Consider the following 16,329-nt stretch of genomic DNA (forward strand, 5'->3'; position numbering starts at 1 on the left):
TCACTAGCAGCTTTTTTTATCGTTTCTTTTTCTCTTTTACAAGTTTTTCAACATTACTCGTAGAAGTTACGTTCGGTATTTTTTCTTTTCTTTTCAATTTATAGAATGGAGCTATAAGTTGTCTAAAACCAAACCTTCTAATCGTAATATCTATAAAAAACAAAATAATCGCAGCAAGTACAAGCATTTGTTGAATCGATTGTTTTTCAGAGCTTTTTATCTCTATAGGTCGAAATACTTCAGATGCTTCTGTAAGCAGCTTGCCCCCTGTTTGACTTGCAATCTGCTCCAGCAAATTTGAATTTGCCTTCTGCACCTTATATTCTGCACTATATGGTATCGATATGCCTGCTTGGTATAAGGCATCTTGTTCATTTGAAACACGGAAAAATACAAGACCAGGATCACTTTCAACTGTCACTCTTGATTTTCCAGGTGCTATCGGTTCTGACATAACAGGTAGCTCTTCTCCTTTTTCATTGACTGCAGTTACTTCAATAAACGAAGACTTCCCAGTAGGATCCGCTACAGTATAACTACCATCACTTGATTTTTGAATCGTGAAAGGTACCTCACTATATGCAGGTAAAAGTCGAGAAACTGCTGTGTTCCAAAAATTACCCCAATTATTCCAATTTGCGAAATCACCACTCCACTCTCCTGTGGAATCAGATGTAAAAGCAATTGTTCTACCTAACCCATACATCCATTCTGCCAGAACAGGATCTTCTTTTTCACTTTCCGCAACAATAGATGCTGTTTGTTTAGGGGTAGTCGCGATATACGCGTTCATTTGTGGTACACCATCGGCAAATAAACTCGTCCATGCTGCATCTCCATAAATGGTGGGATAAAACGGATTATCTTCAATATACGTGCGGGAGATCATGGCCGTTTCGGTAGACATTATGGCTGGAATAGTAGATTCATCTGCCACATCATAAAAAGATCCACCACCGATTTCAGCAATATTTTCCAATAACGCTCTGTCTGCATCCTGCCCAACTGCAACAGTAGACACTGTTATTAAATCCTGCGAGCCTTCCTCAATTAATGCCTCATAATCGTTTGAAGTAGCTGACTGTCCATCTGTTAATAAAATGATATGCTTTCTTTGCAGTTTTAAAGGAGATAGGCGTTCATAAGCTAAAGCTAAACTCGAATATATTTCTGTACCCCCGCCTACCCCTACAGATAAAATAGTGTCTAAGGCTTCTTCTTTATTCTCTAAAGATGCTGTCTCTATAATTTCCCAAGGACGATCATCGAATGCTATGAATCCAAGCGTATCTCCTTCACGTAACATTTCTACTGAACGGGCTGCTGCTTCTTTCGCATATTCGAATTTTGAGCCACTCATACTTCCAGAACGATCCATAACAATTACTAATCCAAGAGAAGGCAATTGATGCTTACCTTTAATCTCCATCTCCACTGGAAGTAACTTTTCAATAGGAGTTTTAAAGTATCCACCTAAGCCAAAGCTATTTTTGCCGCCAACCATCATAAACCCTACACCGAAGTTCTTCACTGCCTGTTCGATGACGGTCATTTTTTGCTCTCCCACAACATGCCCAGGAACATTATCAAAAATAATTGCATCATACGCCAAATAATTGGATAGATCGAATGGAAGCTCGGTAGAATCAATCACGTCCGTCTTGATAGCAGCTTGATCGATAACTGATGCAATATTAGAGTTATTTCTTTCATGTGTCACGATTAGTAGTTGTGGTGAACTTTCAACATTCGTGACACTTGTCAGTTTATTATTTTCAATTAAACCGTCCCCCGCAATGACTACTTGAACCTCATACTTTAAAAGGCCCTCCCCAGCAGATGAATTTCGAAAAGTATACGTATTTGTACCTTGTTCAAGCGTTAAATGCTGACGTGATATTAACTCATCATTTTGATAAAGAAGTATTTCTCCTTTTGTATTAGTAGTGGATTCTAATTCGACGTTTAACTGTTGTTGCTCTCCTTCAAACGCAACGGGTGGCGTCTCAAAAGAGGTTATTGCAACATCTTCTGTAGCTATCCTATTCAGTTGAACTACGTCAATCGTTACATTTCCACCAGTAATTTTAACTAACTCATCTGTAACAGAACCAGTAGTTTCGATACCGTCTGTGAAAAGAACAATACGTGTAGCTTTGTTGGGTTCCACAATACCCGTAGATAGTTGTAATGCTCTTGCTATATCTGTATCACCTGGATCTTTCATTGGCGCAAAAACAGGTAAATTTATTTCTCCACTCGTCAATGCGACTTCTGATTGAAAGTCTTCTGCAAATGTATAAACTCCTACAAGATGAGAATCCTTTCGGGTAGACATGCTTTTTTCAATCCATTCTGCCACTTGTTGATCAGTTCCTTGAACAGAAGCCGAACGATCGACTAAAAACAAAACTTGTTCTTCTTTAATAGGTAATAATAGATATGGATTTGTTAACCCTAGGATTAAACAGAAGATAGCAAGTAGACGTATAAAAAATACTACTTTTGCTTCTTTTCGAAAACTATTTTTATCTCTTCTCCATGTCCAAATCAAGTAAATCAAAATTGGAATAAATAATAGTAGCCATAGTGGTTGATCAACTCGTAAATCCACGTCGTCTTTGCACCTCCCACTCTAGGACAAATAGTAACAATAAAACAATTAATAGGTAAGGAACAAATGAATGTTGACTAAAGTTTTCCTTCGATTCTATTTGTTGTCCACTTAATGTATAAGTCGCTCCTTTTTGAATTTCTTTTTCTTTTTGAGATAGAGCAACTGAAATATTTTTTTCTTTTTCATCTGAACGGAGTACATATAAACCTGGTTTCTTAGGTGCTATAAATGCACCCCCGTTTTCAATGGAATATTCATACTCATCAGCCATCGTATAAAGCTCCCACTCATTGCTTGCACTTCCAAGCGACAAGGCTTTGCGTTCATTCGGTGAAAAAGTCCCTAAATAAGTATTACCGGCAGATAGCTGCTCTTTCACACTCCACATAAACAGAGGAAACGATGGACTCAGAGGCCAATCAGTCATTTGAATATCAGAAAGGACAACAATATCTCCTCTTGGAGAAACTTGAATGAATGGTTCTTCTCCCACTGTTGCAATCGTCGTATATCCTTCTATAGGTGGATATACACTATTCACATATATATCTGTTAGATTAGCAAAAGAAAAAAGAGGATGTTCCAATGTTTCTACAACACCATTAACTTCTATTGGTGTAACATCATTTCTACCAATAAAAAAAGATGGAAGCTCTAACTGTTCCATTAATCCGAATTGATTTGTTACGACAATACCTTCTTCTTTTAACAAACCTACTTGTTCAGAAGGTATGCTGCTTACTTCTATATCTAACGATTGAAAAGCAGTTCTAACGAGGGAATGCAAAGAACTATCAATAAATACTTTTGATAATTGGTCTTGCATAAAGACAGTCATGGAATCATCAAGAGAATAATGATCCTTTATATTTAGGTTTGCTTTTAATAAGGACGATTCTTTAAGGTCATTAAATGATAAAGTAACTGTTTCATTTGGAGGTATGGTAATCTTTTCTTTTACCATTTCTGTCTGTTCATTTGACAGTGTCAATTCAGTTACTTCTTCTTTATTTGACTGGTTTTCAACCTGAATTAAAGCGGAGATTCCAGTATTCGTTTTGGTAGCGCCAAATCTCTTCAAAGATACATTTCTTACATCCTTTGTTTGTCCAACTACATTCCAACTTACTTGCTCATATTGTAAAGGCAACGATTGCTTGTCAAGTTGATCGGTAAATATGTAAACAGAGGTCGCTTTGTTATGAAAAAATGATTGAGCAAAGTCTAATGATTTCGACATACTTTCTTCTTCATAGCTTACTTCTAAATCGTTTATAATATTTTTAATTTCATTCAAGTTCGTTTCTTGGCGAGCGATAACTTCCGGTTGATTGCCTGTAGTTATTATTGTTAACGGTTTACCTGAAAGCTGTTCCACAAGTGTTAACATATCCTTTTTATGTTGCTCAAAAAGAGATGTACCATTTGTATTCACTTCCATCGTTGCAGATGTGTCTACAATAAACAAAGCTTGTTCTCCAGCCAATGACTTTGTTTTCCAAAATGGTTGTAGTAAGGCAATAACCAATAAAATCATTGCGAGCATCTGCAAATAAAATAAAGCATTTCGTTGTAAATGCTTCAAATAAGGAGATGCCTTTGTTTCCTTCATAGCTTCATTCCAAAAGAGAGTGGACGAAACATTCTGTTTCGCATATTTTTTACGAAAGAAATAATAAAGTAAAACCGCTAACGGAAAAATAACTGTCCATAAAAACCCTAACTGATTAAAACCCAAATAATTTCACCTCACTGTACCCAGTTTGCACGTAATAGTTGATGAAACATAGTTTGTGAAATTCCATCTTCTGCATTTACCTGAAGCAGTTTTACCCCGAATTTTCTACATAACAATTCTAAAGCTTGCTGATGTAATTTTCTTTCTCGCTCATATGCTTCCAATACGCTGGTAGACATAGATATATTTAATTGATGATTAGTTTCCACATCTTCTAATTGCACATCACCTGTATAAGTTGGCTTTAACTCGTCTTCCGTTACTACTTGTAAAATACGTATGTCACCTGCGAACTTCGGTAATTTTTGAAGTAATTTTTCCCAAGATTCTATGGTTTCTAAGCAATCTGAAATAATAAAAAGAACAGTACTGTCCTTTGGTAGAAAAGAAATGACATTGTCAGTGAACGACCTTGTCATCATGGGTTCTTTTAAATCAGAGATTATTTGAGTATATGCCTTTCGATATGTTGCCCCTTTTCGTCTAAATGGTGGTTTCTTATCATCTGTTACTGCAGTGAAAGATAAACGATCATCACGCTGCAAAACGAGAATTCCAATGGATATAGCTAGTTGTTTAGCAAACGTCCATTTCATTTTATCCCCCATAGATTTGGTGGAATCAAGTATTATATGTACTCGCATTTCTTGTTCATCTAGAAATCGTTTAATAAAATACTTTTCTGTTCGAGCGTATACATTCCAATCTATTTGCCGTACATCATCTCCAGGGCTATACTCTCGAAAATCTGAAAAATCGAGAGAAGCTCCAAATCGTTGGGAGCGATGGGAACCTTTATGTTGACCACGCAGTTTGGAATTGGTTGCTAAAGAAAGTCTACTCAATTTACCAGCCCAATCTTTTGGTACTAATGGCTCTGTACTCATATTGTTTGCCCTTGTTTAATAGTTTGTAAGATTAATTCCACCATTTCGTCAGCAGTTTTACCTTCTGCTTCTCCTTCATAATTCAATAACAAACGATGTCTTAGAACAGGTCTTGCCACTGACTTTATATCCGCGATGGACACATGATATCGGCCGGCTACTAACGCACGTGCTTTTGCAAGCTTTATAAGGCTTTGTAAACCACGTGGTCCACTTCCATATTGTACGTATTGTGCAATTTCAGGGACAATTGCCGCTTCTGGATGCGTAGCTTCAATAATATCAACGGCATATTCCAGCATATCATCTGCAATTAAAACTTCTTTCACCATTTGTTGTGCATATACAATATCTTTTGCATTCATTATTTTATTTAATTCAATGGAATTACCACCTGTTGTCCGTTTTGTAATTTCCATTAGTTCTTCTTTTGTTGGATACGAAACAAGAATTTTACAAAGAAAACGATCCATTTGTGCCTCTGGCAAAGGATATGTCCCTTCCATTTCGATGGGGTTTTGTGTAGCTAATACAAAGAAAGGTCGATCCATCTGTTTCGTATCTCCCAGTATTGTGACGGTTTTTTCTCCCATTGCTTCTAAGAGTGCACTTTGCGTTTTTGGTGTAGCACGGTTAATTTCATCTGCTAACACCATTTGACTAAATATTGGGCCTTTTTGAAAGGTGAATTGCTGTTTTCCATTTTCTAAACGTTCAATCATACTTGTTCCCGTAATATCTGAGGGCATTAAATCTGGTGTAAATTGAATTCGAGAGAAAGACAAATCGAGTACTTCAGAAATTGTTCTAATAAGCATTGTTTTACCTAGACCAGGTAGCCCTTCTAAAAGAGCATGACCATCAGCTAAAACACAATAAATTGCAAACTCAACTGCCTCTCTTTGTCCCACAATAAATTGACCTATTTCTGTCTTAACTTCTTCTAAACGTTTACTCATATTCACATAATCTTCTGTAGTATAAGTCATAAGTATCCTCCATTAATCACTATTTTCAACTGTAGAGAAATAATCTTGAACAATTCGTTGTAAATCAGATGGTAGTTGCATTCTTTCCGAGCTTTTTAAGTAAGAGTCAGCGTATTCATTTACCACTTCTTCATATGGTTTAACGGATCCCCGAGTTACAGGTACCTCACCAGATTGTTCACTAGCTGCATCCCCCTCACCAAGTTTTCCACTATCGACACTAGTTTCGCCATTTCCACCAATTCTTGATGGGATAGAAAGGAGGTCTCTTCCTCCGGAACCTTTACCTGCACCAGACCCTTGCCCCTGGCCTTGACCTTGACCTTGGCCCTGTCCCTGACCTTGACCCTGGCCTTGGCCTTGTCCTTGGCCCTGTCCTTGACCTTGGCCCTGTCCTTGGCCTTGGCCCTGTCCTTGGCCTTGACCCTGTCCTTGGCCTTGGCCCTGTCCTTGGCCTTGGCCCTGTCCTTGGCCTTGGCCCTGTCCTTGGCCTTGGCCCTGTCCTTGGCCTTGGCCCTGTCCTTGGCCCTGTCCTTGGCCTTGACCCTTTTGTTCTGTTCCTTTATTTTCACTTGCACCTTCTTGTTTCTTGTTGCCATTCCCTGATTTTCCTGAAGTATTCGTGCTATTGTTATTTGAATTCGAGTTTCCTTGAGCTATTTCATTTGTGCTAAAGGGGAATGTCTTACCCATTTTACTTAAAGCTGTTTGGGAGGATGCCGCACTTTTTGCTAAAGTATCATTTACATCTTCCAAAGAGGCAAGCTCTTTTTGTTCTTCCGCTGATAGAGATGTTTCGGTTGTTTCCCCATTTTCCGAGAGCTCTTTCTTTTTCTCTAGCTTTTGTTCTTTCAAGGCCAATTCTTTTTGTTTTTTTACTACTTCGAGCAATGCTTCTTCCGCTGTATTTACTTCTTTCAATTTTTCCTTTAATTCCTTCAAATCTTTTTTCACAGACTTTACCATTTCTTTTTTCTCTAATTTATTTACTTCTTTCTTCATTTCATTTACAACTTGATTTTCCTTTTCTATATCCTTCGCTTCTAGCTGTGTTGCAGAAGGAAATGCAAATAGGACTAATGCAAATGCAAGCGCTAGAACGAATCCTGTTATCCATTTAGGTTGAATATAAGATTTTTTTCGTTTCTTAAATGCCTCTAAAGCTTCTTTACTATCACTTTCTGCTTTATTGACAAGCCCTGTAATAAGTTCGGTTTTCTGTTGAAGAAAGGATAAAGCAGTAATCAAAATATTGTCTGGGAAGAAAGAATCTAGCCTTTCTAATGCCTCCTGTTTTGTAGGTCTTTTCCAAAAAGCGTATAAAAAAACTATTAGGAAACTAAGAAATCCAATAATTATAGAAGAGCGTAAATAATACGGAAAGACAAATAAGCGAGAAACAAATAGAACAGACGAGGCACATGTAAATCCATAAAATAAGGCTGCTTGGAAATATCTCGTATAATGCTCTAATGAAAGGCTTCGTCTAGCTTTTTGAACTAGACGAATAAGCTTTTGTTGGCTCATCAAAGGGTCCTCCCTATTTTGATCGTTTCATATTTACACGTAATTTCTTCACTGCGATAAAAAGAGATAATATCGTAATTACCACATAAAAAATGGTATAACCTGCCCATATTGGGAACTCGATCTTTGTTGTTTCCGTAATAAAGCTATCCGATCCAGGTGAAATAAGTGTAAGCATTAACACTACAGGGTTAATACTTGCAAAAAAGTGACCGATAGGAGATGAAGTCAACGAACCGGTTGCCATACTATTCATTCCTGTAATGACAAGATAAATAAAACCAGTAACAGCCGTTAAAAAAATCATCGTTCCATACGTCGCAATCATCGCTACAATTGTTTTTCGAATAATTGTAGAGAACATGATTCCTATTCCACCTATTGTAATCATTGTAAGAAAATAAAATAAGAAAATAATTCCTAATTGACCTGGAGAAACTCCTCCAAAGAGAAATACTAAGCTATAAATTGGTAACCCTGCTAATACCATCAAGAGAAGAAATGCAATGGACGATGTTAGCTTCCCAAGTATAATTTGTAAGGATGTCTGTGAAGTTGTTAATAATATATTCAGCGTTTGTTTCTCTCGCTCTGTACTAATAGCACCTGCTGTCAGTCCTGGTGTTATAAATAGAATTAGCCCTAACTGGATATAAGTTAGCATTGAAAAAAGGAAGAAGCTTTCCTCCGGACGAAAGTATCCTGTTCCTGTAAAAGAAGTGGTAAGCATTATAAAACCAAATACAAAAATACACATCGCAATTAAGTAAAAAAGAATTCCCATAAAGCTTTTAAGAGAACGAAAGCGTAATTTAATCTCTTTTACTAACACTGGATTATATAAAGCCTGTTTCACTTATTTCACCCCTTTCGTGATTTCCATAAAGACATCCTCAAGATCTGTTTCGGTTTCTGAGAACGAAATAATACGTAAATTATTATCCAACGCTTTTTTCAACAAAGTAATTTGATCGTCCTCTGTACCTCTATAATGGAACGTTAAACTATTTTTCTCCAAATGCTGTTCTACTTTGAAAGCGAAAGGATCCTCTTCAAAAAAGGAAGCTGCATTGTCAAGTAAACCTTTTACTTTTACAGTAATCTGCCTTTCTCCAGCAAGTTGTGCCTGTATTTCAGCTACCGATCCGTGAGCAATCAGTTTTCCACCATCAATGACCCCAATTTCATCACACATTTCCGCTAGCTCTGGCAAAATATGCGAGGATATCAATATTGTCTTTCCCATCCCTTTTAGCTGTCTTAGTATATCTCGCATTTCTACGCGTGCACGTGGGTCTAACCCGGATGCCGGCTCATCCAAGATCAAAACTTTAGGGTCATGAATGAGTGCTCTTGCTAAACATAAACGTTGTTTCATCCCACGTGATAACAAATCCACATATTCATAGCGCTTATGTGATAAGTTAACTAGCTCAAGTAATTGTGGAATTAATGTTTTTCTATCATCGTCTGATAATCCGTAGCTAGCACCATAAAAATCTAAATATTCATTTGCTTTTAACTGATCATAAACTCCAAAAAAGTCAGGCATATATCCGATTTGCTTTCTTACTTCATGTGCTTCCGTCTTAACACTTTTCCCATTAACAAATGCATCCCCAGCAGTCGGTTGTAACAGCGTTGCCAAAATAGAAAAAGTAGTAGATTTACCTGCACCATTCGCACCTACAAACCCAAATACTGTACCTTCATCCAATGTAAGATTTAAGTCATTTAATGCATAAAAGGAGCCATATTTTTTCGTTAATCCTTTAATCTCAATCATTGCTTAACCTCCCCTTTTAAACGAACTTCTGGAAGTCTTGAATAGGTATCCCCTTGAATCGCTTTTTTGGTAAGTTTATAATGCACTTCGCCATTTTTATTAATATAACTTTGTATGTTATCAGTTACTGTGTATCTACTTTCATCTATTGCTTCATAAGCTTGAGTGTCATTATTCCATATTTCTATATTTTGCGAATTTCGATCAGTATTAGCTATTTGGAGTTGTGTCCACAATACTTTATCTGTTGGGATAGTATCTGGTGCTTTCCAATAAACATTATATTCTCCATCTTGTAAGTGCCACTCTAAATTACTATTTTCAACCGGTTCCATATACTTACCATATTGCTCTGTGTTGACGTTCACAGTGAAAGTATTAGCTGGTAATACAAATTCTCCTGCGAAGATTGTTTCTGCTTTAAATGGTTGAATGATAAGATGTAGTGCGGACATTTCCACCTTTTTATCTTTTAATTCAATTGGTATTAAATTATCTTCTGAAAAAGCTGTTATTGCTGGACTGGTGCCTAGTTGGCTAAACATTTGGCTGGTAGAAAATAACGATTGCTTTCTTTGCTCTAATAAATTGTCATTATTCCTAGAAGGCATACCAAAATTCCTATTAAAATATGGATTAGAAGTCGGAGTTAACATGACAGTACCTAATTCTTTGTTTACGTCCATTCTTTCTCCTGGTTGAAGATCTCCCAATGAAATTAATTTACTTCCAGACCAAACCGACACTTCTTTAAGTGCAAAAGGAAAATTATTTTGTACAGTCCCTATTAATTTACTTGACTCTACTCGTAAATCTACTCCAAAATTACCTACTTCTTGTAATTGTGTATTTCCGAGAAAAGTAGAAACTGACCAATATCCTACATCGCGAAATGTCAGCTCACTATTTGTCGCATGTTTTTCTAAAATGACTTCTTCATGTACGTTAGGAGACTGCCCAGTAAACGCATTCATACTTCTTTGAGCAATCATAGTTGTTGTGGAAGGGGCAGAGAATGCAAATTCTCCACTCTTATTACTTAATAAAGATTCGGAATAATATCCATTCAAACTATTATCTTCATTAACATATAAAAAAGAAGATTGTTGAACTTGTGGACGAGCTATTCTATCTCTCGCACCATATCCAAATATGGCCGCTGAAGCAATAATAGCAGTAAGAGGAATTATTCCCCATGCATACTCTCTTTTATCTTTTCTTTTCAATAAAATATATAAAAGCGGTCCGACTAAAATCATGTAAAAGACAACAATCCCAATCATTAACGGAGTTGAAACTTTAAAGGAGCTAAACAAGGAATTCGTACTACCTAATTCATAAACAAGTTGATCCTTACTGTTATATCCATACATATTCGAATTCTTCTTGACTTTTACTGACTGCATAACAGTAGTCAGTAAGTCGCTATATGCTGGATCCTTTGCTAACGGTTCATCGCCAAGGGAAAATGTCGTTTGAATGATGGATCCACTACCTAAAGTTTCTTTGGCTGCAATGGTAGTTCCATCCAAATTTAATAACTCAATAGCTCCCTCATTTAAAGAGGCCTCATAAACTTTTAAATCATTTGATAGTTTATTGTTTGCTGTTAACGCACTTACTTTGTCTGCTGACAAAGAAACTGTACTTGCTTGGAGATTCAAAGGCAAATTGCTTCCTAGCTTCCCAAGTTCAGCAGCTGTATTGTCTGATGCACCTACAATTACATTTCCACCAACATTCACATAGTCTACTATTGCTTGTTGTTGCTTTTCCTCTAGATCCGCAAGAACAAATTCATCAATGACAATATAGTCTGCCATTTCCCAAGCTGCTGCTTCTGTTGGGAATGTAAAGTTACTTAATTGGGCAACATGTACTACTTCTCCACTTAATTGTCCCTGTTGCTTTATTTGACTAAGTACTTTTAGACGATCTGCACTATTTGTTAATGTAAGATAAAAATTACTTGCTGGATCTGTGAAGCTCGCTCTTAAATTTTTGGTTCCTTTAAAATCAATCGACTTACCTTTTTCCCATCCACCTTCAAAGAAATGTATCAATTGTGCATTAGACCCTTGATACATATAGTCCTCTGTTAATCCCGATGCTGCTATTTGAATGGTCTTTGTCTCACCAGCTCCAATTTCAAATGGAACTGCCTGCGCATTTCCTAGATTATATGATTCAACAATATCTAGAACTATATCCCCTGAAAATGCATCCCCTTTGTTCTCGACGGTAATGGTAATAGGCAATCCTTCCCCATACTTTGCTTTACCATTAAAGCCTGCTGTTGCTTTAACTTGTAAGTTAGGAGCCGCCAAGGCATCAATCGTCGGAAATAATGTTAAGTATATAAAAAGTGCTGATATAACCAACGCAAACTTTCGGATAAGCATACTTTGTCCCCCTTTTTCTTTATATGTATTAGTACGTTAATTACAGACAGAGGTTCCTTCAAAAAAATGAAAAGGAAGTTCTTCTCAATTATTGAAACTCTCCGCATGTTTGTATACAATCTCCACAAAAGCTTCTACTTGTGGAAGTTCAAAAGAGGCATCATAGCCGATCAGCCATGTATCTCGAGTCAATTCAAATTGTTCTTCTTGGTTTGTTAAAGGGATTTTATGTACATCTTCTTGTCCATTTAGCGTAATGGATGGAAGAATAGCATAACCTATCCCATTTACAGCCATTTGCTTGCAAGTTTCAATTTGATCTACAATAATTTGTCTTTTCGGATTGGTAGAAAAGTGTTTTTGCCACCATAATTGTATTTCTTGATAATAATTTGAATCACTTTTAAATTGAATAAATGGTTTCTCTGTCGTTAAAACATCGTCTACGGATGTCATCTCTTTATCCACTAAATAAAGTGTATCTCGGAACAAATGTGTCTTCTTCCCTTTCCAATCAGATTGACCACGAACTATACCAATATGTGCTTCACCGTCATAAATTGACTTAACAATCTCCGAACTCCATCCTGTGAGTAGGGAAATTTTAGCTTCTGGGTATGTTTGAACAAAATCTTTTAATACTTTCGGTAGCCAATTCTGTCCTACTATAGAGGCGCATGCTATTTTTAAAGTTCCATGCACTTTAGAGGATAAGGACTGAATACTTTCCATTACTTCTTCTCTTTGTTGAATCGTGTTATTGGCAAACTCTATTACTAATTCTCCTTCTGGTGTAGGAGTCAGACCTTTTTGAGAGCGTAAAAACAGTTTTGCATTCCAATCTTTTTCTATCGTTTGTAAACGTAAAGAAAGTGCCGGCTGTGACAAAAAAAGGCGCTCAGCAGCTTTACGCATATTTAATTCTTCCGCCAATACTTTAATAATTTGAAAATCAGAAGTCATAATTTATACCCCTTTCTTTTTTGGTATTCCAAATACCAGGATGAAACAAATAATCGCAATAATAAATGATGCTATAAACACAGTATGTAACGCATTATCTAGACCTGCTTGCAAAAAGGACAATTCCTCTACTGAAAAAACGTTTCTTTCTTCTGCATCTAGCAATTGATCTATAATACTCAAATCTTCAGTAGACCCGTTATGTTTTAAGTATTTACCTAATGTTACATTAACAATTGTACCTAAGAGCGCAGCACCTACCGTGTTGCCAAAGTTACGCATAAATAGATTGCTTGCTGTTGCCACACCTCTCAATTCTTGTCCAACAGTACCCTGAATAGTAACGATAAAAGAAGTGCTAGTTAGTCCCATACCTATACCTACTAAGAAACTGCAACAAGCAATAACAATAGGGTTAAGAGTTGGATTAATAAAAATAAACGAAAAGGTACCAATCATTAAAAATAATGTACCTACAAATGACAGTTTAGAAGCTCCGTGTTTCGTTAATAATCGACCAGCTATGGTTGATGCTATTGGCCATCCAATTGAAACTGCTGTTAGTGTAAATCCAGCAACAATAGCCTTTTGTTCCATTACCCCAGTAACATACATCGGTATATAACTAGATAAACCAATTAATATAACCCCTGTGAAAAAAGAAATTAGATTGGCAAATAATATCGTTTTATTTCTCCATATAGAAAATGGCATAAAAGGATCACTTGCTCTTTTTTCCACTTTTATAAAGAAGTAAAGTCCGACAATAACTACTAGTATCAAGCTTAAACTAGTAAGTGATTTCCATGGGAACGATTGACCACCCTCCACTAGCCAAAATAATAAGGACGAAAGGAGAGCAGTTAATAAGATAGCTCCTTTATAATCCACAGTCGTATCTTTTCTTGGACTTGTTTCATGTAAAAACAATCCAATGCCTATCATGGCAATTAGACCTAAAGGTATATTTACCCAGAACACAAATTGCCAGCCAATTGTTTCAACCAATATACCCCCTATAGCAGGTCCGGACACAGCAGATATACCCCAAACGCTTGACAAGTAGCCTTGAATCTTCGCCCGTTCCTCTCCTTGATACACATCTCCAATAATAATAGTTGCAATTGGTTGGACAGCACCAGCACCTAAACCCTGAATTAGTCGGTAAATAATAAGCTGCTCCATAGTAGTTGAGAATCCACATAACAATGATCCACTTAAAAATAAACTAACTCCAATAAAAAAGACTACTTTTCGTCCAAAAATATCAGCAAGCTTGCCATATATTAAAACAGTAATTGTACTCATTAATAAATAGGCCGAAAACACCCAACTATACCTAGAAAACCCACCTAAATCAGAAGTAATGCTCGGCATTGCAGTTGCTACAATAGTTGCTTCCACGGCTCCCATAAACATTGCTAACATTACGGATATCAGAACAAAAGGCCGTTTGGTCACTTTAGATTTCATCATAAACCCCTCACTTCAAAAAAAAGAAGACCTTCATAAAAGGCCTTCACTAATCGTAAAACAATTATACTTCAGATTCTTGCGTTTGGTATAAATACTTTTTCATTTGCTTCAATATCACTCTTCTAGTTAAGATTCCCAAAAACGTACGCTCATCATCGACCACACAAACATATGGATTATTTACAAGTAAGTCTAACCCTTTTTGAAATTTTTCTTTAATATGAATGACTGGTAAATCTGTCTTCATTATATCGTCCACTTTTAAGGAAGGTAGTCTTTCGTATTCAATATGTTCTAACCCTAAAATTTCATCTGTAATTTGCTGTGTGCTTATTAATCCTTGTAGTCTGTATTTCACATCCAATACGGGGATTGAAGAATATCCTGTTTTTGTTAAGACTAACAGCGCATGCTCTGCATTATTTCCTAATTGAACATGTGCTACTTTTTCTGCTGAAATAATATATCCCTCAATTGGAATTTGTAAAAAGTCTTTACTGCTCACCGTAATCATCGCCTTCTACTCCTTTGTTTGTTTTCATCATTTGAAAACATAACCTATAAAACTATGATAGCATATGCGAGGAATAAAAAACTATGAAATCGCTTTCAATCAAGTATAATTTTTTCTTTTCCATTGTTACTCAAAAATCATGAGTTAGTCAGCTTAATAGAATCTTTATTAGCAAATTAGAGCAGAGAAAACCGATGTGCTCCTGCCTCCGATACACATGAGCCTTCATAGGATGAGTCGCTCTCCAGCGGTCTGAAAAGGTGCACATCCTTAATACAACTTACATAAAAGAATCGTTTTCTTTCATATTTTTATATATGATGAATTGTAATATTAAGTGCAACACCTATAGTAAATAAAAGTAGCCCATAACAACCTCGTGTAAAATGTAGTTACCACACAACATTTAAACGGAGGAAATCATTATGAGCTATACCCATCTTACCATATCTGAACGTGCGAAAATAGAAGCTTATCTTGACCTTGGTTACTCCATTCGAAGGATTGCCAAATTACTGGATCGTCAACCTTCCACCATTTCAAGAGAGTTAAAACGTCATGAAAATTGTACAGCTGAAGAGGCACATATACGCTATCAACTTAATAAATCTAATTGTGGAGCCAAGTCCAAATTTACACCAGAGCTAAAAGAGGCTGTTCAAGAAAAACTATTGGATACCTGGTCACCTGAACAAATTGTCGGCCGCTTGTATAAGGGGCGTCTAAGTTTTAAAACGATTTATCGTTGGATTTACGATGGACTTGTAGAGGTACCTATGTCGGTTCTCCGTCAAAAAGGAAAGCGTCAAAAACCCCGTGAGACAAGAGGACGTTTTAATATCGGTACACCAATTTCGAAGCGTCCCAAAGAGGTCCGTAAACGCGAAACATTTGGTCATTGGGAATTAGATACGGTTGTTTCCGGCCGTGGGCAAGCCAAAGGCTGTGTAGCTACGTTTGTTGAACGGATGACACGTTGGTATGTAGGGATTCTTATCCCAAATCGCTCCGCACAATCGATGGAAGATGCCGTACGAAAATTACATTCAAAGCTCCCAGAAGGAGCCATCAAAACTGCTACTACAGATCGAGGGAAAGAGTTTAGTTGTTATAAGGCGTTGGAAAACGATCTGAAAATTGATATTTATTTTGCGGATGCCTATTCTTCTTGGCAACGAGGAAGTAATGAAAATAGTAACGGCTTACTTCGAGAGTTCTTCCCTAAAAAAACTAATTTTGATAAGGTTTCGCCAGAAGAACTCACGAGAGCACTAAATTTAATTAATGATCGACCAAGAAAATGTCTTAGTTGGAAAACAGCAAGCGAGACTTTTAATGAGCAACTGTTGCACTTAATTTGACAAAGTATCATATAAAAAAAGTAAAACACGGATGCTCGCTTGCCGCACGCTAGGCATGAGACTCCGCAG

At 36.7% G+C, this 16,329-nt stretch carries 12 protein-coding genes; 1 reads left to right on the top strand and 11 read right to left on the bottom strand.

Features of this window, described 5'->3' with window-relative positions; genetic code table 11:
* Positions 1-16: 16 nt before the first annotated feature.
* The 11 genes from PGC35_RS00720 to cbpB form a co-directional block, all read right to left on the bottom strand.
* Positions 17-2,614: a VWA domain-containing protein gene (locus PGC35_RS00720; protein ID WP_375217809.1), complete on the bottom strand. Its 2,598-nt coding sequence runs from the start codon at positions 2,612-2,614 to the stop codon at positions 17-19.
* Complete coding sequence (locus PGC35_RS00725) at positions 2,598-4,355, bottom strand: vWA domain-containing protein (protein ID WP_375217810.1); 1,758 nt, start codon at positions 4,353-4,355, stop codon at positions 2,598-2,600. The genes PGC35_RS00720 and PGC35_RS00725 overlap by 17 nt, the downstream gene beginning before the upstream one ends.
* Before the next feature lie 11 nt (positions 4,356-4,366).
* Positions 4,367-5,242, bottom strand: coding sequence for a DUF58 domain-containing protein (locus PGC35_RS00730; RefSeq protein ID WP_375217811.1), 876 nt, complete (start codon positions 5,240-5,242; stop codon positions 4,367-4,369).
* Positions 5,239-6,231 (bottom strand): AAA family ATPase, encoded by a 993-nt coding sequence (locus tag PGC35_RS00735; protein WP_375217812.1) that lies wholly within the window; start codon positions 6,229-6,231, stop codon positions 5,239-5,241. Before PGC35_RS00735 ends, PGC35_RS00730 begins: the two co-directional genes overlap by 4 nt.
* 12 nt (positions 6,232-6,243) lie before the next feature.
* The gene (locus tag PGC35_RS00740) at positions 6,244-7,758 is read right to left on the bottom strand and encodes a hypothetical protein (protein ID WP_375217813.1); all 1,515 of its coding nucleotides are present in this window, start codon (positions 7,756-7,758) and stop codon (positions 6,244-6,246) included.
* A gap of 13 nt (positions 7,759-7,771) precedes the next feature.
* Positions 7,772-8,614 (bottom strand): ABC transporter permease, encoded by an 843-nt coding sequence (locus tag PGC35_RS00745; protein ID WP_053590178.1) that lies wholly within the window; start codon positions 8,612-8,614, stop codon positions 7,772-7,774.
* Complete coding sequence (locus PGC35_RS00750) at positions 8,615-9,544, bottom strand: ABC transporter ATP-binding protein (protein WP_053590179.1); 930 nt, start codon at positions 9,542-9,544, stop codon at positions 8,615-8,617.
* Complete coding sequence (locus PGC35_RS00755) at positions 9,541-11,946, bottom strand: DUF7408 domain-containing protein (protein WP_375217814.1); 2,406 nt, start codon at positions 11,944-11,946, stop codon at positions 9,541-9,543. Before PGC35_RS00755 ends, PGC35_RS00750 begins: the two co-directional genes overlap by 4 nt.
* Positions 11,947-12,030: 84 nt before the next feature.
* Positions 12,031-12,909: a transcriptional regulator CcpC gene (locus PGC35_RS00760; protein ID WP_056827480.1), complete on the bottom strand. Its 879-nt coding sequence runs from the start codon at positions 12,907-12,909 to the stop codon at positions 12,031-12,033.
* Between the two features lie 3 nt (positions 12,910-12,912).
* Positions 12,913-14,382: an MDR family MFS transporter gene (locus PGC35_RS00765; protein WP_375217815.1), complete on the bottom strand. Its 1,470-nt coding sequence runs from the start codon at positions 14,380-14,382 to the stop codon at positions 12,913-12,915.
* 64 nt (positions 14,383-14,446) lie between these two features.
* Positions 14,447-14,899, bottom strand: coding sequence for a cyclic-di-AMP-binding protein CbpB (cbpB, locus tag PGC35_RS00770; RefSeq protein ID WP_053590183.1), 453 nt, complete (start codon positions 14,897-14,899; stop codon positions 14,447-14,449).
* 425 nt (positions 14,900-15,324) lie between these two features.
* On the opposite strand from cbpB, the gene PGC35_RS00775 reads away from it, so the two are divergent.
* Positions 15,325-16,260 carry an IS30 family transposase gene (locus tag PGC35_RS00775; RefSeq protein ID WP_375217816.1) on the top strand — a complete coding sequence of 312 codons (936 nt, stop codon included), beginning with the start codon at positions 15,325-15,327 and terminating at the stop codon, positions 16,258-16,260.
* The last annotated feature ends 69 nt before the right edge of the window (positions 16,261-16,329 follow it).

The sequence above is a fragment of the Psychrobacillus sp. PGGUH221 genome (genome assembly GCF_042055255.1).
GTDB lineage: Bacteria > Bacillota > Bacilli > Bacillales_A > Planococcaceae > Psychrobacillus.